The sequence below is a fragment of the Variovorax sp. WS11 genome (assembly GCF_010499245.1).
Taxonomy (GTDB): domain Bacteria; phylum Pseudomonadota; class Gammaproteobacteria; order Burkholderiales; family Burkholderiaceae_C; genus Variovorax.
Genome location: NZ_JAAGOW010000003.1, coordinates 1 through 24,859, shown reverse-complemented (window position 1 = coordinate 24,859; position 24,859 = coordinate 1). Strand labels below are relative to the sequence as shown.

23 protein-coding genes and 1 pseudogene are annotated in these 24,859 nt (G+C 68.1%); 7 read left to right on the top strand and 17 right to left on the bottom strand.

From position 1 onward, the window contains the following. Nucleotides 1–9 precede the first annotated feature (9 nt). From GXN78_RS25870 to GXN78_RS25855, 4 genes are read right to left on the bottom strand one after another with little or no spacing between them, the layout of a single operon-like run. Entirely contained in the window at nt 10–1,239 is a 1,230-nt protein-coding gene (locus GXN78_RS25870) for a dienelactone hydrolase family protein (protein WP_106556685.1), read from the bottom strand. A gap of 53 nt (nt 1,240–1,292) precedes the next feature. After that, nucleotides 1,293–1,838 carry a flavin reductase family protein gene (locus GXN78_RS25865; RefSeq protein WP_106556684.1) on the bottom strand — a complete coding sequence of 182 codons (546 nt, stop codon included), beginning with the start codon at nt 1,836–1,838 and terminating at the stop codon, nt 1,293–1,295. Between the two features lie 3 nt (nt 1,839–1,841). After that, nucleotides 1,842–3,110, bottom strand: a complete 1,269-nt coding sequence (locus GXN78_RS25860) for a styrene monooxygenase/indole monooxygenase family protein (RefSeq protein WP_106556683.1) — start codon at nt 3,108–3,110, stop codon at nt 1,842–1,844. A gap of 31 nt (nt 3,111–3,141) precedes the next feature. Continuing rightward, complete coding sequence (locus tag GXN78_RS25855; protein WP_106556725.1) at nt 3,142–3,927, bottom strand: SDR family oxidoreductase; 786 nt, start codon at nt 3,925–3,927, stop codon at nt 3,142–3,144. Nucleotides 3,928–4,060: 133 nt separating this feature from the next. Between GXN78_RS25855 and GXN78_RS25850 the strand changes: the two genes are divergently transcribed. From GXN78_RS25850 to GXN78_RS25825, 6 genes are all read left to right on the top strand, one after another. Further along, entirely contained in the window at nt 4,061–5,038 is a 978-nt protein-coding gene (locus GXN78_RS25850; protein ID WP_106556682.1) for an AraC family transcriptional regulator, read from the top strand. An 89-nt stretch (nt 5,039–5,127) separates the two neighbouring features. Next, nucleotides 5,128–5,604, top strand: a complete 477-nt coding sequence (gene smpB / locus GXN78_RS25845) for an SsrA-binding protein SmpB (RefSeq protein WP_106556681.1) — start codon at nt 5,128–5,130, stop codon at nt 5,602–5,604. Nucleotides 5,605–5,630: 26 nt separating this feature from the next. Further along, nucleotides 5,631–6,209, top strand: a complete 579-nt coding sequence (locus GXN78_RS25840) for a putative colanic acid biosynthesis acetyltransferase (protein WP_106556680.1) — start codon at nt 5,631–5,633, stop codon at nt 6,207–6,209. A gap of 58 nt (nt 6,210–6,267) precedes the next feature. Then, nucleotides 6,268–6,780 (top strand): sigma-70 family RNA polymerase sigma factor, encoded by a 513-nt coding sequence (locus GXN78_RS25835; RefSeq protein ID WP_106556679.1) that lies wholly within the window; start codon nt 6,268–6,270, stop codon nt 6,778–6,780. 11 nt (nt 6,781–6,791) lie between these two features. Next, nucleotides 6,792–7,514, top strand: a complete 723-nt coding sequence (locus GXN78_RS25830) for an anti-sigma factor (protein ID WP_181360542.1) — start codon at nt 6,792–6,794, stop codon at nt 7,512–7,514. A 68-nt stretch (nt 7,515–7,582) separates the two neighbouring features. After that, on the top strand, nt 7,583–7,972 hold the full coding sequence (locus tag GXN78_RS25825; protein ID WP_106556678.1) for an ATP-binding protein: 390 nt from the start codon (nt 7,583–7,585) through the stop codon (nt 7,970–7,972). Between the two features lie 21 nt (nt 7,973–7,993). Here GXN78_RS25825 and GXN78_RS25820 read toward each other — a convergent pair whose 3' ends face one another. The 13 genes and pseudogenes from GXN78_RS25820 to GXN78_RS25760 form a co-directional block, all read right to left on the bottom strand. Next, complete coding sequence (locus GXN78_RS25820) at nt 7,994–8,461, bottom strand: YXWGXW repeat-containing protein (protein ID WP_106556677.1); 468 nt, start codon at nt 8,459–8,461, stop codon at nt 7,994–7,996. A 74-nt stretch (nt 8,462–8,535) separates the two neighbouring features. Then, nucleotides 8,536–9,477 carry a DMT family transporter gene (locus GXN78_RS25815; protein WP_106556676.1) on the bottom strand — a complete coding sequence of 314 codons (942 nt, stop codon included), beginning with the start codon at nt 9,475–9,477 and terminating at the stop codon, nt 8,536–8,538. Beyond that, nucleotides 9,440–11,275: a translational GTPase TypA gene (gene typA, locus GXN78_RS25810; RefSeq protein ID WP_106556675.1), complete on the bottom strand. Its 1,836-nt coding sequence runs from the start codon at nt 11,273–11,275 to the stop codon at nt 9,440–9,442. Before typA ends, GXN78_RS25815 begins: the two co-directional genes overlap by 38 nt. Then, nucleotides 11,272–12,216 carry a tRNA pseudouridine(55) synthase TruB gene (gene truB / locus GXN78_RS25805; protein WP_106556674.1) on the bottom strand — a complete coding sequence of 315 codons (945 nt, stop codon included), beginning with the start codon at nt 12,214–12,216 and terminating at the stop codon, nt 11,272–11,274. The genes typA and truB overlap by 4 nt, the downstream gene beginning before the upstream one ends. 2 nt (nt 12,217–12,218) lie before the next feature. Next, the gene (rbfA, locus tag GXN78_RS25800; protein ID WP_068685509.1) at nt 12,219–12,590 is read right to left on the bottom strand and encodes a 30S ribosome-binding factor RbfA; all 372 of its coding nucleotides are present in this window, start codon (nt 12,588–12,590) and stop codon (nt 12,219–12,221) included. Between the two features lie 30 nt (nt 12,591–12,620). Then, entirely contained in the window at nt 12,621–15,539 is a 2,919-nt protein-coding gene (gene infB / locus GXN78_RS25795; protein ID WP_106556673.1) for a translation initiation factor IF-2, read from the bottom strand. A gap of 24 nt (nt 15,540–15,563) precedes the next feature. Further along, on the bottom strand, nt 15,564–17,048 hold the full coding sequence (nusA, locus tag GXN78_RS25790; RefSeq protein WP_106556672.1) for a transcription termination factor NusA: 1,485 nt from the start codon (nt 17,046–17,048) through the stop codon (nt 15,564–15,566). 17 nt (nt 17,049–17,065) lie between these two features. Then, the gene (gene rimP, locus GXN78_RS25785) at nt 17,066–17,689 is read right to left on the bottom strand and encodes a ribosome maturation factor RimP (RefSeq protein ID WP_106556671.1); all 624 of its coding nucleotides are present in this window, start codon (nt 17,687–17,689) and stop codon (nt 17,066–17,068) included. A gap of 163 nt (nt 17,690–17,852) precedes the next feature. After that, nucleotides 17,853–19,050, bottom strand: a pseudogene (locus GXN78_RS41435) (YbfB/YjiJ family MFS transporter). A gap of 23 nt (nt 19,051–19,073) precedes the next feature. After that, entirely contained in the window at nt 19,074–20,687 is a 1,614-nt protein-coding gene (locus GXN78_RS25775; protein WP_106556669.1) for a dipeptide ABC transporter ATP-binding protein, read from the bottom strand. Then, nucleotides 20,684–21,742, bottom strand: coding sequence for an ABC transporter permease (locus tag GXN78_RS25770; RefSeq protein WP_106556668.1), 1,059 nt, complete (start codon nt 21,740–21,742; stop codon nt 20,684–20,686). Before GXN78_RS25770 ends, GXN78_RS25775 begins: the two co-directional genes overlap by 4 nt. A gap of 61 nt (nt 21,743–21,803) precedes the next feature. Next, nucleotides 21,804–22,832: an ABC transporter permease subunit gene (locus GXN78_RS25765; protein ID WP_106556667.1), complete on the bottom strand. Its 1,029-nt coding sequence runs from the start codon at nt 22,830–22,832 to the stop codon at nt 21,804–21,806. Nucleotides 22,833–22,848: 16 nt separating this feature from the next. Then, entirely contained in the window at nt 22,849–24,654 is a 1,806-nt protein-coding gene (locus GXN78_RS25760; RefSeq protein WP_106556666.1) for an extracellular solute-binding protein, read from the bottom strand. A gap of 37 nt (nt 24,655–24,691) precedes the next feature. On the opposite strand from GXN78_RS25760, the gene GXN78_RS25755 reads away from it, so the two are divergent. Continuing rightward, nucleotides 24,692–24,859, top strand: a 168-nt coding sequence (locus GXN78_RS25755; RefSeq protein ID WP_164255764.1) for an SDR family oxidoreductase, incomplete at its 3' end; no start/stop codon positions are given.

Sequence of the window (24,859 nt, the reverse complement as noted above, 5' to 3'; positions counted from 1 at the left end):
TGCGCAGCCTCAGCTCGACCGGGTCCAGGCCCCCATCAGGGTGTTAGAGGGCAGGTTCTCGTCGAGCAGTTTGCGGGCCGTCTCGACGCCGGCCACGGGCAGGCCATTCGGGTCGAGCAGGCCGATCTGCACCAGCACGCTGGCCTGGTCCCAGTAGATGTGCTCGTGGTAGAGCTTGTCGCCACGGAACTTCACGATGGCGACCAGCGGGATCTCCACCGGCCGGCCGGTGGGCGCCACGCCGGGCAGCATCCAGTCGATCTCGCAGCTGTGGGTGAAGCAGAACAGCATCTCGTCGACGATCTGCGTCGCACCCACGGTGCGCGAGATCGGCACCAGCCGGGTGTCGGGCGGATTGCTGTCGACGAAATGGTGCTGGTAGAAGCGGCTCAGCATCGCATGGCCGACGCCGCCGGTCATCGTCGGGATGTGGTTCACGTAGGGCTCGGCCACCATTGTGGCCATGGTGTCGGCGACGTTGCGCGTGGCGAACTCGTATTCGCAGTGCTTGTCCCACAGCGCCGAGAAGTCGTAGTACGGCCCCATTGCCTGCCTGAATGCGGCCACGCTGCGCTCGTGCGCCATCAGCGCCGAAGGCTTGTGGAAGTGCTCGCCGCCCCGTCGCGCGAAGGCATGGTCCACGCCCGGATAGACATGCAGCGCCACGTTCGGCTTGCCGTCGAGCGCGGCGAGGATCTTCTCGCGCGCGGGCGGCGGGCAGAACTTGTCCAGCTCCGCGATGTGCAGCAGCAGGCGGCCGCGGATGTTCGCGGCCTCGTCCAGCGCGTTCTCGATCCCCACGCCGTAATAGCTCACCGCCACGTCGGCATCGGTGCGGCAGGCGGCCAGGTATGCCAGCTTCCCGCCCAGGCAGAAGCCCAGCACCCCGATCTTGCCCGCGTGCTCGGGCCGCGCGCGCACCGCCGCCATCGCCGCGGCGATGTCCTCCACGCCCTTGTTCTCGTCGAAGCCCTGGTAGAAGCCGAAGGCCTTCTGAAAATCGTCCGGCGTATCGCCCAGTTCAACGCCGGGCTGCTGGCGCCAGAACAGATCGGGCACCAGCACCACGTAGCCTTCCTCGGCGTAGTAGTCGGCCACCTGCCGCATGGTGGCGTTCACGCCGAAGATCTCCTGCGCCAGCAGGATGCCCGGCCCCTTGCCGGCCTTCGGCGTTGCGAGATAGGCGCGGAAGCTGCCGCTGCCGTCGGAAGCGGGCACCTGCAACCATTGACCTGACATGGGGGGTCTCCTTTCAAGATGCATCGAGGGGGAACCGGGCACCTTGCCCGGCGTCATGCCGCAACCGCGCTGTCCTGCAGCGTGGTGAACTGTCCGCCAGCGTAGAGCAGCGGCAAACCGTGCGGCTCGTCGATCTTCACGGCCTTGATCTCGCCGATGACCACTGCGTGGCTGTGCGCGACCATCATCTCGTCCACCACGCAGTCGAAGGCGGCGAGCGCGCCGCGCAGGACCGGCGCGCCCGTGACCAGGGTCTCCCAGTGGCGCGGATCGAAGCGCTCGCCGGCGCTGTCGCACAGCCCGGCGAAGACGCGCGCCAGATCGGACTGTGCCACCGTCAGCAGGTTGATCGCCATGCGCCGGCTCTGGGCGATGGTGCGGAAGCTGCTGCCTTGCAGATTGACGCAGGCCAGGATGCGCGCCGGCTGCGCCGAGAAGGAGGACACGGCGGTGGCCGTCAGGCCCACGGGCGTCTCACCGTCCGTGCTGGTGACGAGGGTGACGGCACCTACCAGGTGCCGCATCGCTCGGCGGAAATCGCCGGCGTCCAGGTTGGGCTCGCAGCGCAGTTGCTCGAGCGCACGCAGAAGCTGAGTCATGGGTCAGGCCGCCTCGGGTTGGGTCTCGGCGCGCAGGTAGGCGGAAGCCTTGTCCGGCGCCATGAAGAAGTTCGCGTAGTCGCGCGGATCGTCGAAGCCGTTCACGATGCGCCGCGCCACCGCGGGCATCGCGCTGGCCGCGCCCAGCAGTTCCAGCACATGCGGCGGCGGGGGCTGGAGCATCGCGTTGGTCCAGTTCACCACATGCTGGGCGTACTCCCAGTAGCCGTCGAAGGCGGCCTGCATGAAGGCGGCATCGAAGGCCCGCGTCCCCTGCGCCAGGATCGCCCGCTGGTAGGCATGGGCGCACTTGGCGGCGTTGTTGGAGCCCTGCCCGGTGATGGGATCGTTGAGGCAGACCACGTCGCCCATGCCCAGCACGATGCGCCCCGAGGGCAGGCGCCCGACCGGGCGGCGCACGGTGGGCGCGAAGCGCCCCGCGAGGATGCCGTTGTCATCGGTGAGCCGCACATCACGGCAGCGCTCGGCCTCCCAGGGTGCGAATGTCTCCAGAATTTTCAGGGACCGAGCGAGATGCTCCGCGGGCGTCCCGATGCCGGCCCAGCAATCCATCGGGCCGCCGGGCACGCCTTCGAACACCATGATGTCGCAGGGGCCCGTGATGGTCAGCGCCGGGAACACGAAGTACTCGCCCACGCCCGGGATCAGGTTGAAGTCGACCGCCGAATAGGCCGGCCGCGGCCGCATGTCGTGCACATAGGTCAACGCGAGCGCGCGCTGCGGCTTGTCGAAGGGCGACTTGTCCGCGTCGCGCTCGAAGAGCTGCGCGATCTCGCCCTTGCCGGCCGCGACGATCACGAGCTCGTGCGCTTGCGTCCACTGCTCGAGATCCTCGACGGTCGCCTCCTTGAACAGAATCTCGCCGCCGCGCTCGGCGAACACCTTCATCCAGCCCGGGATCTTCACGCGCTGGTCCACGGATCGGGCCACGCGGTCCAGCCGGTGTGCCCAGGCCAGCATCTTCTCGCCGGGCCGCTCCGGATGCGGGATGCTCAGGCCGATGCCTTCCACCGGCGGGCATTCGCGCTCCCAGAAGTCGATGCCGAGGTCGCGCTCGATCTGCAGGCTGGCGTCGAACATGCACTGGCTGGACATCACCTTGCCGGTACGGATGTCCTCCGCGCTGCGGTTGGAGACCAGCGTCACCTGCAGGCCCTGCTGCTGCAGGCCCAGCGCGAGCTGCAGGCCGGCCTGGCCGGCGCCCACGATCATGATGCGGCGCGCGGCCGCGGCGGGGGAAACGATGCTCATGGTGTGCCTCTTTCGGGTTGGAGAATGCGTTTCAGGCGGCGAGCTTCGGGATCGCCGGCTCGTAGGACTCCGGCCCCATGGCCGAATAGCCGCCGTCGACCGCCCAGTCCGCGCCGGTCACGAACGAGGCCTTGTCCGAGCACAGGAACACCACCACGTGGCCCACCTCTTCCGGCTCGCCCACGCGACGCAGCAGATGGAAGGGCCGGGCCACCGCGTCGGTCTTCGCGCGGTCGCCGTGGCTGAGGGTGTTCATGACGGCCGACCAGGTCCAGCCCGGCGACACCGAGTTGACGCGGATGTTCATCGGCGCGAGGTCCATGGCCATGCTGCGCGTAAGTTGCACCAGCGCGGCTTTGCTCACGGGATAGAGCCAGCGGCCGGTCTGCGCCACCTTGGACGAGATCGAGCTGAAGTTCACGATCGCGCCGCCGCCCGCCGCCCGCATGTGCGGCACCACCGCGCGCGCCATCATCACGGCAGACACCAGGTTGACGTCGAGCGCCTGGTGCCACTCGGCGCGCGGCGAGGCCAGACCGTTGTCGGTGTAGGTGCAGGCCAGGTTGACCAGCGCATCGATGCGTCCGTGTGCCCGCAGCACCTCATCGACGCAGGCCTGCACCTGCTCGTCGCGCGTTACGTCGGTGGCCATGAAGCTGGCCCCGGTCTCGCGGGCCACGGCCTGCCCGCCCTCGGCATCGATGTCGGCCAGCACCACTTGGGCGCCGGCGTCCCGGAAGCACCGGGCCACGCCGGCACCGATCAAGGTGGCGCCACCGGTGATAAGCACTGTCTTGTCGCGCAGATCCGCTGTCATCATTCGGCTCCTGTTTGTCATTGGCTTGCGGATACTTTAGATTTGAAGCAGTTGCCGCCCAATCCGGATTGCGCAGTCGCTGTCCGGAAAGCGAATTTCTTTCAGCGCCCCCTCGAATGGACCCCGCGCCGCGATGAGCATTACGCTGCCCTTGTCGAATTTCGCCGTGATCGACACCCCCGACCTGGACCGGGCACGGGACGAGGTTGCGCGGATCTTCTGCCCGCATCGCCTGAGCCTGGGCCACGGTGCGGCGCGCTTCGATACGCGGCACCATGTCGCGCCGCTGACGGAGATCTCGCTCAACTACGTGCAGTACGGCGCCGAGGTCGACATCGACCCCGGCTGCCTGGGCAGCTTCTACCTGCTGCAGATCCCGCTGGGCGGTCGCGCGGCGATCCAGTGGGGAAAGCACAGCTTCGTGTCCGATACCGATTGCGCCTCGCTGGCTTCGCCCAGCCAGCCCCTGCGCATGCGCTGGGGCGACGCCACGCCGCACCTGATCGTCAAGCTCGACACGGCCGTGATCGCGCGGCACTGGGAGGCGCTGACGGGCCAGCCCGCCGGCCCGCGCCCGCTGGAGTTCGAGCCCGCCGTGCCCGTCGACCGCGGGGCGGGCGCCAGCGTCAGGCACCTGGTCGAGTTCATGGCCCAGGAGCTGTCCTGCGGCCGCACCACGCTCACCACGCCCTTCCTGGTGCAGGCCGAGGCCGCACTGACCCACACCCTGCTGGGCCAGCTGCCGCACAGCCTGAGCGCACGCCTGCTGGCCCGGCTGCCCGAGGTGTCGCCGCGTGCCGTGCGGCGGGCCAAGGAATACATCGAGGCTCATCTGGGCGAGGCCATCTCGGTCAACCACATCGCGGAAGCCAGCGGGCTGTGCGTGCGCGGCCTGCAGTCGGCTTTCCGCCAGCACACCGGGCAGACGCCGATGGCCTTCCTGCGGGAGCTGCGCCTGCAGGCGGTGCACCGGCAGCTCCTGCAGGCAGCGCCTGGAACCACGGTGACGGCGGTGGCCCTGCAGTACGGCTTTGCGCATCTGGGGCGCTTCGCGCAGGACTACACCCGGCGCTTCGGCGAGGCGCCGCACCTCACGTTGTCCAGGCACTGACGGGTGGCCGTTGCCTCATTTCATAGAATCGCACGCGTGTGTGCGTTTGACCGTTGTGTGGATGCCATGCGCCCCCACATCACGAAGCCATGGCCACCAAAAAACAAGACACCTCCTCCCGGATCGCGGACAACAAGAAGGCCGCGTACAACTACTTCTTCGAGGAGCGCTTCGAGGCCGGCATGGTGCTGGAAGGCTGGGAGGTCAAGTCCCTGCGCGAGGGCAAGGTGCAGCTGACCGACGGCTATGTCGTGATCCGCGACGGCGAGCTCTTCGTCATCGGCTGCCAGATCAACCCGCTGAAGTCCGCCTCGACGCACATCAACCCCGACTCGGTGCGCACCAAGAAGCTGCTGCTGCACAAGGAGCAGATCAAGCGCCTGGTCGGCAAGGTCGAGCAGAAGGGCTACACGCTGGTGCCGCTCAACCTGCACTGGAAGGCCGGCAAGGTGAAGTGCGAGATCGCGCTGGCCAAGGGCAAGGCCGAGCACGACAAGCGCGACACCATCAAGGACCGCGAAGGCAAGCGCGAGGTCGAGCGCGCGATGAAGAGCCGCCACCGTTAACAGAGTCCCCCAAAGGAACCACCGCCATGGCCGCCCAACCCCTCGATGCCGAGCGAACCAATCCCCTGGAGGGCGGCCCCAGCTTCTCGCTGCGCAACCGGCTGCTGCGCGCGGCCTGGAACGTCAGCTGGGCGCTGCTGGCGTCCTGGACGCCGCCGCAGATGCGCTTCTGGCGCCGCTTCCTGCTCAAACTCTTCGGTGCGCAGCTGGGCGAATCGAGCGACGTGCGCGGCAGTGCGCGCGTCTGGTATCCACCCCACCTGCACCTGGCCGACCGCGCCATGCTGGCGGAGCGGGTCACTTGCTACAACATGGCGCCGATCACGCTGGGTCGCGCCGCGCTGGTCTCGCAGGGCGCCCACCTGTGCGCCGGCACCCATGACATCGGCTCGGCCACCTTCCAGCTGACGGCCAGCCCGATCACCATCGGCGCCGGTGCGTGGATCGCGGCCGAAGCCTTCGTCGGCCCCGGCGTCGAGGTGGGCGAAGGTGCGGTGCTGGGCGCGCGCGGCGTGGCCTTCCGCTCGCTCGAGGCCTGGACGGTCTACGGCGGCAACCCGGCCAAGGCCATCAAACCGCGGGTGCTGCGCGCCGCCGAGCGCTGAGCGATGTTTTTTTCGCGGCGCCGGGAATAAGCTGCGGGTTTCCGGCGTTCATGCAGCAATGGATTCACGCGCGCTCATCGACCAGATCCCCAGCCTCAGGCGCTATGCCCGCGCGCTGACCGGCGACGCCTGGGCGGCCGACGACCTGGTGCAGGACACACTGGAGCGCGCCTGCCACAAGTGGCAGCTTTGGATCGTCGGCAGCGACCTGCGGGCGTGGCTGTTCACGATCATGCACAACGTGTTCGCGAGCCAGACGCGTCGCGCGCCGCCGCCGCGCGCCATGGTGGACATCGACGAGGTCGCGGCGCAGTTGCCCGGCGCGGAAGGCGCGCGCGACCGTGCCATCGACCTGCAGCGCTGCCTGCTGCTGCTGCCCGAAGAGCAGCGCGCCGCGCTGCTGCTGGTGGCGCTCGAAGACATGTCCTATGCGCAGCTGTCCCGGGTGCTGAACGTCCCCCTCGGCACCGTCATGTCGCGCCTGGCACGGGCGCGCGTGCGGCTGCAGGACCTGATGGAAGGCGCGCCGCCGCCGGCGGCCGGCCGTCCCGGGCTGCGCCGCCTCAAGTGAAGCGCATTGCCATGAAGCCGCCGTCCTCCTCGACGCCCGACACCGACCAGCCCGCCTGGCGGGCCCAGCGCGACGCGCTGCGCCGGCTGCACGGCGAGGTGCTCGACGAGCCGATTCCGCCTTCCCTGCTTGCGGCCGCGGAGATGGTCGCGGCGCGCCAGGACCAGCATGCACGCTGGATGCGCTGGAGCGGCATCGCGGCCGGCCTGCTGGTCGCCTTCGGCGCCGGCTGGCTGGGGAGCCTGGAATGGACCCACCAGCGCCGGGCCTTGCTGGCCAACGGGCCTGCGACCCAGGAGTTCGTGCATGCCGCCGCGGTGGCCCACGTCGTCTACGCGCCCGAGAAGCGCCACCCCGTCGACGTGGCCGCAACCGAGCAGCAGCATCTGGTGCAGTGGCTCTCGAAGCGGCTCGACAAGCCGCTCAAGGTGCCCGATCTGTCGGCCCAGGGCTACGCGCTGGTCGGCGGTCGTCTGCTGCCCGGTGGCGAGGGGGCCCGGGCACAGTTCATGTTCGAGCGTGGCGACGGCGAGCGCCTGACCCTCTACATCGGCAGCCTCGACGCCGCAGCGGCGCAACAGCCGCGGTCGGGAGAAAGCGCATTCCGCTATTCGCAAGAGGGCCCGGCGCCGAGCTTCTATTGGGTCGACCAGGGTTTCGGCTATGCGCTGACGGGCAAGCTGCCCCGCGAAGTCCTGCTCAACCTGGCCGGCGCGGTGTACCGCCAGCTCTGATGAAAGGCCGGGACGCCAGACCGCCCGGCCTTTTCCAAACTGTTTGTTCAACCAAGGAGAAACTTCTCATGAAACTGCTCAGCGCCTCGATCCTCGCGGCCGCCCTGCTCGCCGGCTGCGGCGGCATGTCCAGAACCGCGTCGATGCCGGACGCCCCGACCCGCACCGCCGACGGCGTGCTGATCGGCCCCAGCGGCATGACGCTCTACACCTTCGACCGCGATGCCGCCGGCAGCGGCAAATCGACCTGCAACGGGCCCTGCGCGACCAACTGGCCGCCCCTGATGGCGGCCGACGCGGCCAAGCCGATGGGCGCCTACACCATCGTCGTGCGCGACGACGGCAAGCGCCAGTGGGCCTACAAGGGCTGGCCGCTCTACTACTGGGCCAAGGACGCGAAGGCCGGCGACAAGACGGGCGACGGCGTCAACAACGTCTGGAAGGTCGCGCGGCCCTGACCGGCCCCGGGGGTGCTGCGCTCAGCAGTTCCCCTTCTTGGCCTGCCCCGGCGGGCAGTGGTAGCCGCCGTGGTGGCCGCCGTCATGGCCGCGATGGCCATGACGATCGTCGTGCCGGTCGTGGCGTTCGTGGCGGTCGTGCCGCTCGTGGCGGTCGTCCCGGTAGGCACGCCTTTCGGCACGCCGCCAATTGGGCTCGGCCCAGCGCCAGCCTCCATCCGCACGCACCCAGTTGCCCGGCGCATAGACATAGTCCGGCCGCGCGCGCTCCCAGTAGCCCGCGCGCCAGCCATAGGCGCTCTGTTGCCATTGCCAGTTGCCCGGCACCCAGACGAAGCCCGACCGTGGCGCCGGCACGACCTCGTAGCGCGGCGCCGGCGGCGCCACTGCGATGAGGCCGGGCACATGGATGTTGACCGACACCTGGGCCGAGGCCCCCAAAGATGCCGCAGCCGCCACGGCGGCCAGCAGGAAGGCGGAAAGTCGCATCGCTATCTCCCTCATTGGATGAAAAGTCTTGAACGCGCCCGACCTCGGGCGCGAAATAGGTGAAAGCCCGGATGCTACCGGGTCCCCGGCAGGGCCACGGCCGCCGCGCGCCGGTCGCGCAGCCCGAGCCATTCGTTGAACACCAGCGCGCCGATCACCAGCGCGCCGCCGGCCAGCACGCTCGACGACGGCGCCTCGCCGGCACCGAGCCAGGCCAGGGTGATGCCGAAGATGATCTCCAGCAGCGCCAGCAAAGCCACCTCCGGCGCCTTCAGCACCCGTGCGCAGAGCACCGAGAGCACGCAGGGAATCGCCAGCTGGAACACGCCCAGGAAGGCCAGCAACGCGACGTCGTGCGTGTTGGCCTGAAAGGGCCAGGCCAGCGGCAGCGTGAGCAGCGAGGACATCGCAGCGCCCACCAGCACCGAAGGCACCAGGTCCACCTCGGTCCCCTTCGCATGGGCATGCTGCACCACGGTCCAGTTGCAGGCGCCGGCCAGCGGCACGCACAGCGCCACCAGGGTGCCGGCCAGAAGGCCGTCGCCCAGCTGGGTGCCGTACATCCAGCCGATGCCGAGGCCGGCCACCACGATCGCCGCCCAGGTGCGCGGCGGCAGCCGGTGACCGATGAAGATCCGCGCCGCAAGCGCCGTGAGGAGCGGCCCGAGCGCCATGGTCACGAGCACGTTGGCCACGCTGGTCAGCGTAAGCGCCACCATGAAGGCGGTGAACATCACGCACCAGCAGACGCCGGAGATCCAGAGCGCGCGGCCGCCCGATCGGATCTTCGCGAACACCGCCCGGCCCTGCCAGGCCGGCAGGATCACGAGCAGGGCCGCGAGCGTGAAGAAGCTGCGCCAGTAGGTGATCTCGAAGCTGCGCGCATGCTCGAGATGGCGCGTGACCACGCCCGCCGTGGCCCACATCAGGGTCACGGCGACCATCAGCCAGACGGCGCGGCCGTGCGTGAGCACCGTGCTAGACAGTGGTCTCGCGGCTGGCGCGCTTGCGCTCATGTTCCTTCAGGTGGCGCTTGCGCAGGCGCACGCTCTTGGGCGTGATCTCGACCAGCTCGTCGTCCTCGATGAACTCCACGCCGTATTCGAGCGTGAGGTCGATCGGCGGGGTGATCTTGATCGCGTCTTCCTTGCCGGACACCCGGAAGTTGGTGAGCTGCTTGGTGCGCGTGGCATTGACCACCAGGTCGTTGTCGCGGCTGTGGATGCCGACGATCATGCCTTCGTACACCGGGTCGTTCGCCCGCACGAACATGCGGCCGCGATCGTCCAGCTTGCCCAGCGCGTAGGTGAAGATCTCGCCGTCGTCCATGGAGATCAGCACGCCGTTCTTGCGGCTGCCGATCTCGCCCTTGTGCGCCTCGTAGCTGTCGAAGATGTTCGAGATCAGGCCCGAGCCGCGCGTGAGGTTCAGGAACTCGTTGGTGAAGCCGATCAGGCCGCGCGCCGGAATGCGGTACTCGAGGCGCACGCGGCCACGGCCGTCCGGCTCCATGTTGACCAGTTCACCCTTGCGCTCGCCCAGGGCTTGCATCACGCCGCCCTGGTGCTGGTCCTCGATGTCGGCGGTCACCATCTCGATCGGCTCGTGCCGCACGCCGTCGACGTCGCGGAACACCACGCGCGGCTTCGACACCGCCAGTTCGTAGCCCTCGCGGCGCATGTTCTCCAGCAGGATTGTGAGGTGCAGTTCGCCCCGGCCCATGACCTCGAACACGCCCTCCTCGTCGGTCTCCTTGACGCGCAGGGCCACGTTGTGCTGCAGCTCCTTCTGCAGGCGGTCCCAGATCTGGCGGCTGGTGACGAACTTGCCTTCGCGGCCGGCCAGCGGGCTGGTGTTGACGCAGAAGTTCATCGTCAGCGTCGGCTCGTCGACCTTGAGCATGGGCAGCGGCTCCGGCGTCGTCGGGTCGGTGACGGTCACGCCGATGCCGATGTCGGCAATGCCGTTGATCAGCACAATTTCCCCCGGGCCGGCTTCGGTGGCCTGCACGCGCTCCAGCCCCTGGAAGGTCAGCACCTGGTTGACCCGGCCCTTGAAGGACTTGCCGTCAGGGCCTTCCATCACGACCACGTCCATCATCGGGCGGATGGTGCCGGCGTTGATGCGGCCGACGCCGATGCGGCCCACGAAGGTCGAGAAGTCGATCGCCGAAATCTGCAGCTGCAGCGGTGCGTCCGGATCGCCCGCATGGGCCGGCACGTGCTCGAGGACGGTGTCGAACAGGGCCGACATGTCGGGGCCCCACTGCTCGCCCGGCGCGCCCTCTTCCAGCGACGACCAGCCGTTGATGCCCGAGGCGTAGACCACGGGGAAGTCCAGCTGCTCGTCCGTCGCGCCCAGCTTGTCGAACAGGTCGAAGGCGGCGTTGACCACGTGGTCCGGGCGCGCGCCGGGCTTGTCGACCTTGTTCACCACCAGGATCGGCTTGAGGCCCAGGGCCAGCGCCTTCTTGGTGACGAAGCGGGTCTGGGGCATCGGGCCTTCCTGGGCGTCGATCAGCAGCACCACGCCGTCCACCATGCTGAGCGCACGCTCCACCTCGCCGCCGAAGTCGGCGTGACCGGGGGTGTCCACGATGTTGATGTGCATACCCTTCCAGGTCACGGCGCAGTTCTTGGCCAGGATCGTGATGCCGCGCTCTTTCTCGATCGCGTTGTTGTCCATCACGGTGTCGACCACTTTCTCGTGCGCCGCGAAAGTGCCGGACTGGCGCAGCAATTGGTCGACCATGGTGGTCTTGCCATGGTCCACGTGGGCAATGATGGCGATGTTGCGGATCTGGTTGGTGCTCATGGTGTGGCTTCGGTCAAAAGTGTCTGCTGGATTTCGATGGGGTTCAGCAAGCGCCCCGGGATGAGTTCGCCGGCCTTCACGTGGGCCGTGCCGAGGAAGGCGGCCGGGGCCTGGCCGAAGACGGCGACCTCCGCGGCATCGGGCCAGGCGCCGCGGCGGCGCAGGCCCGACAGAAAACGTGCCGCATCTTCGGCGCAGAGCGTGACGTTGGTGTGGCCGGCGACCAGCGCCTCGGTCGGCAGCAGTTGGGCGATGCGCTGCGCCTCGCTCATGGCCTCCAGCGCCTCCAGCGTGACGCACTGCGAGACGTCGAAGCTGCCGGTGGCCGTGCGGCGCAACGCGCTGAGATGCGCGCCGCAGCCGAGCGCCGCGCCGATGTCCTCGCCGAGGGTGCGGATGTAGGTGCCCTTGCTCACGCTAACCCGGATGCGGATCTCGTGCGCCGACAGCTGAACGAGCTCCAGCGCGTGGATCACGACATCGCGTGGCGCACGCTCGACCTCGATGCCCTCTCGGGCGTACTCGTAGAGCGCCTTGCCGTCCTTCTTGAGGGCGCTGTGCATCGGCGGCACCTGCCGGATCGGGCCGGTGAACTGCGTCTGCACGCGCGCGAGGTCCTCGGGCGTGACGGCAACGGGCCGCTCCTCGATCACCTCGCCTTCGGCATCGCCGGTGGAGGTTCGGATGCCCAGCCGCGCAGTGGCCTCGTAGGTCTTGTCCGCCTCGAGGTGCAGTTGGCTGAACTTGGTCGCCGCCCCGAAGCACAGCGGCAGCACGCCGCTGGCGAGCGGGTCGAGCGTGCCCGTGTGCCCGGCCTTCTCGGCGCGCAGCAGCCACTTGGCCTTCTGCAAGGCCTGGTTGCTGGACAGGCCCAGCGGCTTGTCGAGCAGAAGCACCCCATGCACAGGGCGCCGCTGCACCCGTGTGCGTGGCGCGTTCATCCTCAGTCGTCTTTGGAACGGGAGGCGACGGCCTGCGCGATCAGCGCATTCATGTCGGCGGCGCGCTCGGTGGTGCGATCGAACTGGAAATGCAGCGTCGGCACCGTGTGGATGTGCAGGCGCTTGAAGAGACCGTTGCGCAGGAAGCCGGCCGCCTGGTTGAGCGCCTCGGTGGTCTCCACCGGATCGCCCACCAACAGGCTGAAGAAGACCTTCGCATGCGCGTAGTCGGGCGTGACCTCGACCGCCTGGATCGTGACCATGCCCACCCGCGGATCCTTCAGCTCGCGCGCGATCAGCTCCGTCAGATCGCGCTGGATCTGATCGGCGACCTTGAAGGCGCGATTGGGGGTTGCGGCTTTTCTCTTGGGCATGGCCAGAATCCGTGACGCTTTGGTGACGCTTTACAGCGTCCGCGCGATCTCCTTGATCTCGAAGAACTCCAGCTGATCACCTTCCTTGATGTCGTTGTAGTTCTTGAGCTTGATACCGCACTCGAAGCCTTCGCGCACCTCGCGCACATCGTCCTTCATGCGCTTGAGCGACTCCAGCTCGCCGGTGTAGACAACCACGTTGTCGCGCAGCAGGCGGAAATGCGCGCTGCGGGTAACGTAGCCCGAGGTGACGTAGCAGCCCGCGACCGTGCCGATCTTGGACGCCACGAACACGGTGCGGATCTCGGCCGAGCCGATGATCTCTTCGCGCCGCTCGGGCGCCAGCATGCCGGCCATCGCCGTCTTCAGCTCGTCCACCGCGTCGTAGATGATGCTGTAGTAGCTGATGGCGACGTTGTTGCCCTCGGCCAGCCGGCGCGCGCCGGCGTCGGCGCGCACGTTGAAGCCGATGACCGTCGCCTTGGAGGCGATCGCAAGATTGATGTCCGACTCGCTGATGCCGCCCACCGCCGCGTACACCACCTGCACCTTGACCTCGTCGGTCGAGAGCTTGAGCAGCGACTGCGCGAGCGCTTCCTGCGAGCCCTGGACGTCGGCCTTGATGATGATGGGCAGCGTCTTGACCTCGGCGCCCAGCTCCGAGAACACGTTCTCGAACTTGGCGGCCTGCTGCTTGGCCAGCTTGGTGTTGCGGAACTTGCCCGCACGGTAGGTCGCGATCTCGCGCGCACGGCGCTCGTCGCCCATCACCATGAACTCGTCGCCGGCCTGCGGAACCTCGGTCAGGCCCTGGATTTCCACCGGGATCGAGGGGCCGGCTTCCTTGGTCGCCTTGCCATCCTCGTCCAGCATGGCGCGCACGCGGCCGTAGGTCGACCCCGCCAGCACCACGTCGCCGATCTTGAGCGTGCCGGACTGCACCAGCACGGTCGCGACCGGGCCGCGGCCCTTGTCCAGCTGCGCTTCGATCACCAGCCCCTTGGCGGCGGCATCGACCGGCGCCTTGAGCTCCAGCACCTCGGCCTGCAGCAGCACCTGCTCGAGCAGGTTGTCCACGCCCTGGCCGGTCTTTGCGGACACCGACACGAAGGGCGTGTCGCCGCCGTATTCCTCGGGCACCACCTGCTCGGCCACCAGCTCCTGCTTGACGCGGTCGAGGTTGGCATCGGGCTTGTCGATCTTGTTGATCGCCACCACGATCGGCACCTTGGCCGCCTTGGCGTGGCTGATAGCTTCCTTGGTCTGGGGCATGACGCCGTCGTCCGCCGCCACCACCAGGATCACGATGTCGGTCGCCTGCGCGCCGCGGGCCCGCATCGCAGTGAAGGCCTCGTGGCCCGGGGTATCCAGGAAGGACACCATGCCGCGATCCGTGTGCACGTGGTAGGCACCGATGTGCTGCGTGATGCCGCCGGCTTCGCCCGCCGCGACCTTGGTGCGGCGGATGTAGTCCAGCAGCGAGGTCTTGCCGTGGTCGACGTGACCCATCACGGTCACGACCGGCGCACGCGGCAGCGCCTCGGCCTGCTGCGCCGACACGTCCTCGTCGGTGAAGGCTTCCGGATCGTCCAGCGCGGCAACGACCGCGCTGTGGCCCATTTCCTCCACGATGATCATCGCAGTGTCCTGGTCCAGCGACTGGTTGATGGTCGCCATCTGGCCCAGCTTCATCAGCTGCTTGATGACTTCCGACGCCTTGACGGCCATCTTGTGCGCCAGCTCGGAGACCGTGATGGTCTCGGGCACGTGCACTTCGAGCACGCGCGCCTCGACCGGCGCGGCCTGCACGCGTTCTTCCTGGCTGCCACGGTCATTGCCGCGACGCCCGCGCGGGCCGCCGCGCCAGTTGCCGCGGCCGACCCCGCCGCTGGCATCGCCGCGGGTCTTGATTTCCTTCTTCTTGGCGGTGTCGCCGGCCCAGCTCGAGGAGAGCTTGGCCGATTTGACTTCCTTGCCCGCGCCGGGCGCTGCCGCGGCGCCGGGTGTGCCCGGCGCGGCCGTGCGGGCGGCCGGTGCGGTCGGCTTGTGCAGCGTGCCCTTGACGCCTGCGGCCTTGGCTTCCGGCGCCGGCTTCTCGGGCGCCTTGTGCGGGACCAGCACGCGGGCCGGTGCATTCATCATGGCGCGAATGGCTTCGGCCTCGGCCAGCGCCTTGCGGCGGCGCTCGTCGAGGTCCTTGGCGCGCGCGGCTTCCTCGTCGGCACGGGCCTTCGATTCGGCAGCCGCCTTGGCCTTGGCGTCTTCCTTGACCTGGGCGGCAGCGGCTTCGGCGGCGGCCTTGCGGTCGGTCACGGCCGGGGCTTCTTCGGGCGCTTCGGGCGCGCCTTCGGTCACGGCGGCGGCAGCCTTCTCGGCGGCTGCCTTGGCACGCGCAGCGCGGGCGGCCTGCTCGGCCTGCTCGGCGCGCTCGACCTTCTCGCGTTCGCGCGCTTCGGCTTCCTCGCGCAGGCGGCGCTTCTCGACCAGTTCTTCCTCCTGGCGGCGGATCAGCTCGGCCTGGCGGCGCGCCTCTTCCTCACGGCGAGCGAGTTCGGCCTCGTCGACGCGCGGCGCGGCGGGCTCGGCAACGGCAGGCGCAGGAGCGTCGGCGAGTGCCTTCACCGGCTCAGGCGTGGCCGGATGTCCCTCGTCGCGCTGGATGAAGGTGCGCTTCTTGCGCACCTCGACCTGGATCGTGCGCGCACGGCCAGTGGCGTCGGCTTGCTTGATCTCGGTGGTCGACTTCTTGGTCAGCGTGATCTTCTTGCGCTCGGGGTCGACCGTGCCATGGCTGGCTTTCAGGAAGCCGAGCAGGCGCTGCTTGTCGGCCTCGGTGAGCGCGTCGGTGACGGCAGCCTTGGTCACGCCCGCGCTCTTGAGCTGGTCAAGCAGGATTTCGGGCGTCTTCTTGAGCTCGTTCGCGAACTCGGCGACAGTGGTACTGGACATATTGCTTTCGTGCCTCCATGACCGTCACTCTTGGCCGGCGAACCAGTGTTCGCGGGCCTTCAAGATGAGGTTCTTGGCTTCATCGGCGCTCTGGCCGGTGATTTCGGTGAGTTCGTCGACCGCGAGGTCGGCCAGGTCGTCGCGCGTATGCACGCCGGCATCGGCCAGCTTCGGGATCAGGGCGGGGTCGAGGCCCTCGAGGTCGCGCAGGTCCTGCGAGACGCTCTCGACGTTCTCTTCCCGGGCGATTTCCATGGTGAGCAGCGCATCCTTGGCGCGCGAGCGCAGCTCGTTGATCGTGTCCTCGTCGAAGCTCTCGATCTCGAGCAGCTCGGAGATCGGCACGTAGGCCACCTCCTCCAGGCTGGTGAAGCCCTCGGAGATCAGGATGTCGGCGATTTCCTCGTCGACGTCGAGCTTTTCCATGAAGAGCTTGCGGCTGGCGTCGGTCTCGGTCGCCTGCTTCTGGGCCGACTCGTTGGCGTCCATGATGTTGATCTTCCAGCCGGTCAGCTCGGAAGCGAGCCGCACGTTCTGGCCGCCGCGGCCGATCGCGATCGCGAGGTTTTCCTCATCGACCACCACGTCCATGGCGTGCTTTTCCTCGTCGACCACGATCGAGGACACGTTGGCCGGGGCCAGCGCACCGATCACGAACTGGGCCGGGTCCTCGCTCCACAGCACGATGTCCACGCGCTCGCCGGCGAGCTCGTTGGTGACGGCATTGACGCGCGTGCCGCGCACGCCGACGCAGGTGCCGATCGGGTCGACACGCTTGTCGTGCGAGAGCACGGCAATCTTGGCGCGCGAGCCGGGATCGCGAGCGCAGCTCTTGATTTCGAGCAGACCCTGCTCGATCTCGGGCACTTCCTGGCGGAACAGCTCGATCATGAACTCGGGCGCCGCGCGCGACAGGATGATGGGGGCGCCGCGCAGCGTGAGGTCGACCTCCATGATCATGGCCCGCACGCGGTCGCCGTTGCGCAGGTTCTCCTTGGAGATCATCTCGCTGCGGCGCAGGCGGCCCTCGACGCGGCCGGCCTCGACGATGATGTCGCCCTTGTCGAGGCGCTTGACGGTGCCGGTGAAGATCTTCTCGCCGCGCGACATGAAGTCGTTGAGCAGCATCTCGCGCTCGGCGTCGCGGATCTTCTGGAGGATGACCTGCTTGGCCGCCATCGCGCCGATACGGCCGATCGGCACCGACTCCACCGATTCCTCGATGTACTCGTCGAGCTCGATGTCGGGCATCTCTTCTTTGGCCTCGAACAGCAGGATTTCCTGGTCGGGCAATTGCAGGCCGGCCTCGTCGGGCACCACGTGCCAGCGGCGGAAGGTCTCGTAGTCGCCGCTGTCGCGATCCACCGCGACGCGGATGTCCACATCGCCCTGGTAGAGCTTCTTGGTGGCTTGCGCCAGGGCGGACTCGACCGCACCGAAGACAACGTCGCGCTCGACGTTCTTCTCGCGCGAGATCGCATCCACCAACATCAACATTTCGCGATTCATGCCACCACTCTCCTTGTTCATTCCGACGCCGTCATGTCGGGTTTGGGCCTGCGCCCCTTGAAATCCACGATCGGGGCGAGCCGCGCCTCGCGCAGCTCGTCCAGGGTGAAGCCCAGCGCCTGCATCGGGGCGGGCGCGCGCTTCCTGCTGATCTTCTGGCCGGGCTTCGGCGCCGTCTTTCCTTCGGGCTCCTGGTTCCAGACGATCTGCCAGCCCTGGGCGCCGTCTGCCCCTGCGACGCGCTCCAGCGTGCCGCGAAACTTCTTGCGGTTGGCCGCCACCTGGCCAGCCGCGGCGGCGCCCATGGGCGCCTTCAGCGTGACGTCGATCACCTCGCCGATGAAACGTTCGAAATCCTGCTCATTGCGCAGCGGCCGGTCAATCCCCGGCGAAGAAACCTCGAGCCGCTTGTAGTCGATGCTGTCCACCTCGAGCGCGAACTGCAGCTGCCGCGTGACCTTCTCGCAGTCCTCGACGGTGACGAAAGCCTCGGGCACCTCGGGCGCCACCGCATCCGATATGGGGCCGCTCCAGGGCAAATCAATCGTGACACGCAGCAGTCCTCCCGCCGAGCGTTCGATCTCGACCAGGTCGTAGCCGAGGCCGGCCACGGTTCGTTCCACTGTCTGCTGCAATGCCACGTGCTTGAGTGCGCCTTCTGAGTTTTCTGTGTGTGTGCCCGGTGCGCCGCCCGCTCGGCGCTCCGGAAAAATGCTTCGACCAATAAAAAACGGGCGGTAGGTACCCGCCCGTTTGGTCGTGAGCCTCGAATTATATGCCAAACACGTCAGGAAACGCGGGGTTCTACGCGGCGAATGCGCCTGCCGGCCGCCTGGAGCGCCACCAGACCCAGGCGAACAGCAGCGCGCCTAGCGCCAGCGCGGCGGCGGCCACCAGCAGCGGCACGGTGAAGGAGCCGGTGCGCTGCGCCAGCGGCGCGGCGAAGAGCGGCCCCAGGATCTGGCCGACGCCGTAGGAAGCCGTGGCATAGCCGATCAGCCCGGCCGCCGCGTTGCCGCGCAGGCGGCGCGCATCCCGCATCGCGAACAGGGTGATCGCCGTGAACGGCAGGCCCAGCAGCAGGCTGCCCAGCATGAAGCCGGCGATGCTGGGCCAGGCCACCGACAGCAGCACGCCGAGCGCCTGCAGCCCGTAGGCGAGCGCGAGCAGCAGCCGGTTGTCCCACTGCACCGGCGCCCGTGCGCCGATGAGCGCGCCCGGAACCACCGCCAGGCCGAACATCGGCCAGAACAGGTCGGGCCAGGACGAGCCCGGCAGCGCCTGGCGCGCGATCACGGGCAGGAAGGTGGCGGTGATGATGTAGCCGAAGCCGGCCAGGGCATAGAGAGCGACCAGCCAGCGGGCATCGCTGCGTGTCGCGGCCGAGTCGGCTTGCCCCGTGGCGGCTGCACCTGCGACCGCGGCGGCCTGGGAATGGATTCCGTCGCCGAAGATGCGCCAGACGCCGGCGATCAGCACCACCGGAAACAGCCGAAGCCGATCCAGCCGGCCTCGAGCCCAACGCCCGATCGTGCTGCCAAGACCCTGTGACGACGATTCCGATCCCCGGCCCCGTGTAGATCACGCCCTGCAGCGTCGGCGCATGGGTCTCGGCGAGGCGCCTGAGGCCCCATCCCGAGGCGAAGACGAAGGTCCAGGCGCTGACCACCCCGGCCGCCGTGCGCAGCACGCCCCAGACGGTGAAGTTGTCCCAGAGCCCCATCCCGAGCAGCAGCGCCGCGGTGGCGACCAGTCCGCCGCGCACCATGGCAGCGGCCTCGAGCCGGATCGCCGCACACGACAGCGCACCCACGAAATAGCCCAGGTAGTTGAGCGAGGCCAGCAGCCCGCCCTCCTGCAGGTCCAGCTTGCCCTCGTGCAGCATGACCGGCAGCATGGGCGTGAAGGCGAAGCGCCCCAGGCCCATCGCCACCGCCAGAGTCACCATGCAGGCCAGCGCCGCACGCCAGGCGCCGCGCCGCTCGCTTCCGATTGTCGACATCGATTCGTTCCGCGTTCTTTCAATCAGCCAACGGCCGCGGCCACCAGCTTCTGCGTATAGGGATGTTCGGGCGCATCGAGGACCCGCAGGGCGGCGCCGGATTCGAGGATCGCGCCATCCTTCATCACGATGACCTGGTGCGCCATGGCGCGGATCACCTCGACGTCGTGCGTGATCAGCAGGTAGCTCAAGCCGCGCTCGCGCTGCAGGCGCTGCAGCAGCCCCAGCACCTGCTTCTGGATGGTGACGTCCAAGGCGCTGGTGGGCTCGTCCAGAACCAGCAGCCGCGGATCGACGATCAGCGCCCGCGCGATGGCCAGCCGCTGGCGCTGGCCACCCGAGAACTCGTGCGGGTAGCGGTCGAGCAGCGACGGGAACTGCGCCTCGCTCAGGCCCACGTCGGCCAGCGCCGCCAGCGCCCGCGTGCGGCGGGCGGCGACGTCCAGTTCCGGCGCATGCACGGTCAGGCCCTCGCCGACGATCTCCTCCACCGTCATGCGCGGCGAGAGCGAGGAGAACGGATCCTGGAACACCACTTGCATTTGCCGGCGCAGCGCGCGATTGCTCGCGCCGCCCGTGTTCCAGCGCTGGCCTGCGACGCCGAGACTGCCGCCATGCTTGAGCAGGCCCAGCGCGGCCAGCGCCAGCGTCGACTTGCCCGAGCCCGACTCGCCCACCACGCCCAGCGTCTCGCCCTGCGCGATGCGGAAATCGGCGCCCTGCACCGCCACGAACTCGCCCTTGCGGAACCAGCCGGCGAGGCCGGGCCGCGAGACCGGATAGCTCACGCGCAGGCCCTGGGCCTCGAGCACCGGCGGCTCCTCCTGCGGCGGCACGGGCGGCACGTCGCGCACCGGCCGGCTGTCGATCAGCTTGCGGGTGTAGGGATGCTGCGGAGCGCCGAACACGGTGGTCACCGCGCCCTGCTCGACGATGTAACCGTTCTCCATGACGGCCACGCGGTCGGCGAAGCGGCGCACCAGGTTCAGGTCGTGGGTGATCATCAGCACCGCCATGTGGTACTTGTCCTGCAACTCGGCCAGCAGTTCCAGTATCTGCGCGCGCACGGTCACGTCGAGCGCGGTGGTCGGCTCGTCGGCCAGCAGCAACCTCGGCTTGCACGCCAGGGCCATCGCGATCATGGCGCGCTGGCGCTGACCGCCGGAGAGCTGGTGCGGAAAGGCCCGCGCCCGCCGCTGCGGCTCGGGAATGCCGGTGTCGGCCAGGAGCTGCACCGCCGCCTCCTGCGCCGCCCGCTTCGGCAGCGCCTCGTGCAGTTCCAGCACCTCCGCGATCTGGTCGCCGACGCTGTAGAGCGCGTTGAGCGCGGTCATCGGCTCCTGGAAGATCATCGCGATCTCCTTGCCGCGGATGGCGCGCAACTCGCGCTCGGGCAGGGACAGCAGATCGCGCGGGCCGGCGCCCTCCCCGTTCCCCGCCAGCCGCGCATGGCCGGAGACCTCGGCATTGAGGGCCAGCCGAAGCAGGCTCAGCGCGGTGACGGTCTTGCCCGATCCCGACTCGCCCACGAGGGCCAGCTTCTCGCTGGGCGCGATGCCGAAGTCGATGCCATGCACCACTTCCTTGCCGCCGAAGGCGACACGCAGCCCCTGAACTTCCAGCAGCGCGGCGCTCATTGATCGGCCTTCCGCGGATCCAGCGCATCGCGCAGCGCGTCGCCCATGAAGGTCAGCAGCATCAGCGTCACCACGAGCACGGCGAAGGTGGAGATCGAGATCCACCATGCATCGATGTTGGCCTTGCCCTGGTTCAGCAGTTCGCCCAGCGAAGGCGTTCCGGGCGGCACGCCCAGCCCCAGGAAGTCCAGCGAGGTCAGCGCCAGGATCGCCGCGCTCATGCGGAATGGCAGGAAAGTCACGACCGGCGTCATGCTGTTGGGCAGGATGTGGCGCCACATGATCTGCAGGTTGCCCACGCCGAGCGCGCGCGCGGCCCGCACATAGTCCATCTGCCGGTTGCGCAGGAACTCGGCGCGCACGTAGTCCGACAGGCCCATCCAGCCGAACAGGCTCAGCAAGATGAGCAGCAGCGCCACGCTGGGTGCGAAGATGGCGCTGAAGATGATCAGCAGGTACAGCTCGGGCATCGAGCTCCAGATTTCGATGAAGCGCTGCAAGGCGAGGTCGACCTTGCCCGCGAAGTAGCCCTGCACCGCCCCGGCGGCAACGCCCAGCACCGTGCCGGTGATGGTCAGCGCCAGCCCGAAGAGCACGCTCACCCGGAAGCCGTAGAGAAGTTGCGCCAGCAGATCGCGGCCGCGGTCGTCGGTGCCGAGCCAGTTGTCGTGCGTGGGTGCGGCCGGGCTGGGCGACTTGGCAAAATAGTTGAGCGTCTTCGGGCCATAGGGATTGGGTGCGTAGATCGCCCAGTTGCCGCCCTGCGTGATGCGCTCGCGGATAAAGGGATCGAGGTAGTCGGTGGGCGTTTCGAAGTCGCCGCCGAAGGTCTTCTCCGAATAGTCGCGCAGCACCGGGAAATAGGTCTTGCCCTCGTAGCGCACGATCAGCGGCCGGTCGGTCGACAGCACTTCCGCGAACAGGCTCACCACCACCATCGACGCGAAGAGGACGAGGCTCCAGAAGCCCAGCCGATTGCGCTTGAAGCGAAGCCAGGCGCGGCGGCCCGGGCTCAGGCTCGCCCTGGTCGCGCCTTTCGGTTGTCCCGAGCTCATCGACAGGGGCACGGCCTCGACAGCCTCGGCCAGGACGGTCTGGGTGCCGGCAGTGGCCGACTCAATCGAACTTGACACGCGGATCCACCCACACGTAGCTGAGGTCGCTGATCAGCTTGGTCACCAGCCCGATCAGCGTGAACAGGTAAAGCGTACCCAGCACGACAGGGTAGTCGCGCCGGATCACGCTCTCGTAGCCCAGCAGCCCCAGGCCGTCGAGCGAGAACAAGGTCTCTATGAGCAGCGAGCCGGTGAAGAAGGCCCCCACGAAGGCCGCCGGCAGCCCCGTGATGATCGGGATCAGCGCGTTGCGGAACACGTGCTTCCACAACACCTGCCGCTCGCCCAGGCCCTTGGCCCGCGCGGTCAGCACGTATTGCTTGCGGATCTCCTCGAGGAAGGCGTTCTTGGTCAGCATGGCGGTTACCGCGAAGCTGCCGACCACCATCGCAGTCACCGGCAGCGCGATGTGCCACAGATAGTCGACGATGCGCGAGCCCCAGCTCATCTCGTCCCAATTGGCCGAGGTGAGGCCACGCAGCGGAAACCACTGCAGCTGCCCCCCGAAGACCACCAGGAGCGCCACGCCGAGCACGAAGCCCGGGATCGCGTAGCCGACGAGGATGATTAGCGTGGTGACCAGGTCGAAGCGCGTGCCGGCCCGCACCGCCTTGGCCACGCCCAGCGGCACGGCAATGCCGTAGCTGATGAAGAAGGTCCACAGGCCCAGGCTGATCGAGACCGGCAGTTTCTCGAGGATCAGCGTCCACACGTCCTTGTTCTGGAAGAAGCTGCGGCCCAGGTCGAAGCGCGCGAACTGCCCGAGCATCTGCAAGAGGCGCTCGTGCGCCGGCTTGTCGAAGCCGTAGAGCGCCTTGATCTCCGCCAGCCGCTTCGGGTCTACGCCCTGGTCACCGCGGTAGTTCGAGCCGCCCGATTCGACGCCGCCGCGCGCGCCGGCGCGGGCCTCGGCCAGGTACTGCTCGACCGGCCCGCCGGGCACGAACTGGATCACCAGAAAGGTCACGAGCAGTACGCCCAGGAGCGTCGGGATGAAGAGCAGAAGCCGCTTGACAACGTAACCCAGCACCTGTGCGTCCTTCCTGTCAGGGCTTGCGGGCCCACCAGGTCGACATGACCCAGTCTTCGCCGCCCGCGTAGGGCGGCATTGGCGCCTTGTGCGCGAGGCGCCAGGCGTTGTAGGCGATCCGGTGCACCGTCAGGGTCCACTGCGGGATCAGGTAATGACTATGCATGATCACCCGATCCAGCGCGCGGCAGGCCGGCAGCAGCTCGGCCTTGGTGTCGGCGCGCACGATGTCGGCCACCAGCGCATCGACGGCCGGGCTGCTCACGCCCATGAAGTTGCCGGAGCTCTCGGTCTTCGCCGCCTTGCTGCCGAAGATGTCGGCCAACTGCTGGCCGGGGTTGTGCGTACCGGGGAAGTTTATCGTGGTGATGTCGAATTCGAACTTGTCCAGCCGCTGCTGGTAGAGCGCGAAGTCGACCGAGGCGAACTTCAGGGTGATGCCCAGCTTCTCGAGGTTGCGCGCCCAGGGCGAGACGGTGCGCACGCCGCCCTCCCTGCTGTCGAGGTACTCGAGCTCCATCGCCTCGCCCTTGGCGTTGCGCAGTGCGCCGTCGCGGTATTCCCAGCCGGCTTCCTTCAGCAATTGCTGGGCCCGGCGCAGGTTGTTGCGCAGCGAATGGTCCGGCCCCTCGGTGGTGGGCGGCACCACCATCGGCCCGAAGGTCGAGTCGGGGATCTTGTCCCGCCAGGGCTCGAGCAGCGCGCGCTCTTCCACCGAAGGCGTGCCTTCGGCGGCGCAGTCGGTGTTGCCGAACAGGTCCTTCACGCGCGGATAGCCACCGTAGAACAGCTGGCGGTTCATCCAATCGTAGTCGAGCGCAAGGCCCAGGGCTTCGCGCACGCGCGGGTCCTTCAGGCGCTCGCGCCGGCTGTTGAGCACATAGCTCTGGAAGCCCGAGGGCTGCTTGTGTGCGAACTCGTACTTGACCAGTTCGCCCTTGTCGAAGCGCTTGCCGTTGACCCGGCGCGCCCAGTCGCCCGCCGAGTAGAAGCTCATCATGTCGAACTCGCCGGCCTTCAGCGCCTCCAGCCGCGCGGTGTTGTCCTTGTAGATCTTGATGGTGATGCGGTCGAAGTTGCCGGTGCCGCGCTTGACGCCCAGGTCGCGCGCCCAGTAGCTGGGATCACGCACGTAGGTGATGTCCTTGCCGAAGCGCACCGGGCCGATCTTGTACGGGCCGCTGCCGATGGGGATGTCCATCACCACCTGGTCGAAGGGCTTGGCCTTGCCGTTCTCCATGCCCCACTTGCGGCTGAAGACGGGCAGCCCGCCCACCACCAGCGGCAACTCGCGGTTCGGCTTCTTGAAGCGATAGCGGATGGTGCGCGCATCCAGCACGTCCGCGCCCTCCACTTCATCCAGCAGCGTCTTGTAGCTCGGCGTGGCGTAGGGCCCGATCAGCGTCTGGTAGCTGTGCTTCACGTCGGCGGCTTCGACCGGCGAGCCGTCGTGGAAGCGCGCCTCGGGCCGCAGCTTGAAGGTGGCGCTCAGCCGGTCGGGTGCCACGCTCACGTCCTCGGCCAGCAATCCGTAGCCGGACGCGGTCTCGTCCATGGAACCGGCGAGCAGCGTGTCGAAGAGCATGCCGGCCAGGTAGGCCGGGGCCGAGCCCTTGATCGTGAACGGGTTGTACTTGTCGAAGGTGGAGTAGCGCAGGTTGCTCACCAGGTGCAGCTCGCCGCCCTTGGGCGCATCGGCATTCACGTAGTCGAAGGCCTTGAAGCCGGGCGGGTACTTGAGGTCGTCCCAGAGCGCATAGCCATGGGCCGCCCACGCGGGCACCGCACACAACGCCAAAGACCAGAGCCAGAGAACCCGCATGCGAGAATTCTGCCCAAGATTTTCACGAGGTCGCTTCATGGGCTTTCTTTCCGGCAAAAAATTCCTGATCACCGGCGTGCTGAGCAACCGCTCCATCGCCTACGGCATCGCCAAGGCCTGCCACGAGCAAGGCGCCGAACTCGCCTTCAGCTACGTGGGCGAGCGCTTCAAGGACCGCATCACCGAATTCGCCGCCGATTTCGGC

Excerpts from the sequence above, each read along its gene's own strand:
- GXN78_RS25850 (WP_106556682.1), top strand. The coding sequence starts at position 4,061 with ATGAGCATTACGCTGCCCTTGTCGAATTTCGCCGTGATCGACACCCCC.
- GXN78_RS25825 (WP_106556678.1), top strand. The coding sequence starts at position 7,583 with ATGAAACTGCTCAGCGCCTCGATCCTCGCGGCCGCCCTGCTCGCCGGC.
- rbfA (WP_068685509.1), bottom strand. The coding sequence starts at position 12,590 with ATGCCCAAGAGAAAAGCCGCAACCCCCAATCGCGCCTTCAAGGTCGCC.
- smpB (WP_106556681.1), top strand. The coding sequence starts at position 5,128 with ATGGCCACCAAAAAACAAGACACCTCCTCCCGGATCGCGGACAACAAG.
- GXN78_RS25760 (WP_106556666.1), bottom strand. The coding sequence starts at position 24,654 with ATGCGGGTTCTCTGGCTCTGGTCTTTGGCGTTGTGTGCGGTGCCCGCG.
- GXN78_RS25830 (WP_181360542.1), top strand. The coding sequence starts at position 6,792 with ATGAAGCCGCCGTCCTCCTCGACGCCCGACACCGACCAGCCCGCCTGG.
- GXN78_RS25855 (WP_106556725.1), bottom strand. The coding sequence starts at position 3,927 with ATGACAGCGGATCTGCGCGACAAGACAGTGCTTATCACCGGTGGCGCC.
- GXN78_RS25870 (WP_106556685.1), bottom strand. The coding sequence starts at position 1,239 with ATGTCAGGTCAATGGTTGCAGGTGCCCGCTTCCGACGGCAGCGGCAGC.
- truB (WP_106556674.1), bottom strand. The coding sequence starts at position 12,216 with ATGAACGCGCCACGCACACGGGTGCAGCGGCGCCCTGTGCATGGGGTG.
- infB (WP_106556673.1), bottom strand. The coding sequence starts at position 15,539 with ATGTCCAGTACCACTGTCGCCGAGTTCGCGAACGAGCTCAAGAAGACG.
- GXN78_RS25860 (WP_106556683.1), bottom strand. The coding sequence starts at position 3,110 with ATGAGCATCGTTTCCCCCGCCGCGGCCGCGCGCCGCATCATGATCGTG.
- GXN78_RS25820 (WP_106556677.1), bottom strand. The coding sequence starts at position 8,461 with ATGCGACTTTCCGCCTTCCTGCTGGCCGCCGTGGCGGCTGCGGCATCT.
- GXN78_RS25775 (WP_106556669.1), bottom strand. The coding sequence starts at position 20,687 with ATGAGCGCCGCGCTGCTGGAAGTTCAGGGGCTGCGTGTCGCCTTCGGC.
- nusA (WP_106556672.1), bottom strand. The coding sequence starts at position 17,048 with ATGAATCGCGAAATGTTGATGTTGGTGGATGCGATCTCGCGCGAGAAG.
- GXN78_RS25835 (WP_106556679.1), top strand. The coding sequence starts at position 6,268 with ATGGATTCACGCGCGCTCATCGACCAGATCCCCAGCCTCAGGCGCTAT.
- GXN78_RS25770 (WP_106556668.1), bottom strand. The coding sequence starts at position 21,742 with ATGAGCTCGGGACAACCGAAAGGCGCGACCAGGGCGAGCCTGAGCCCG.
- GXN78_RS25840 (WP_106556680.1), top strand. The coding sequence starts at position 5,631 with ATGGCCGCCCAACCCCTCGATGCCGAGCGAACCAATCCCCTGGAGGGC.
- GXN78_RS25815 (WP_106556676.1), bottom strand. The coding sequence starts at position 9,477 with ATGAGCGCAAGCGCGCCAGCCGCGAGACCACTGTCTAGCACGGTGCTC.
- GXN78_RS25865 (WP_106556684.1), bottom strand. The coding sequence starts at position 1,838 with ATGACTCAGCTTCTGCGTGCGCTCGAGCAACTGCGCTGCGAGCCCAAC.
- typA (WP_106556675.1), bottom strand. The coding sequence starts at position 11,275 with ATGAGCACCAACCAGATCCGCAACATCGCCATCATTGCCCACGTGGAC.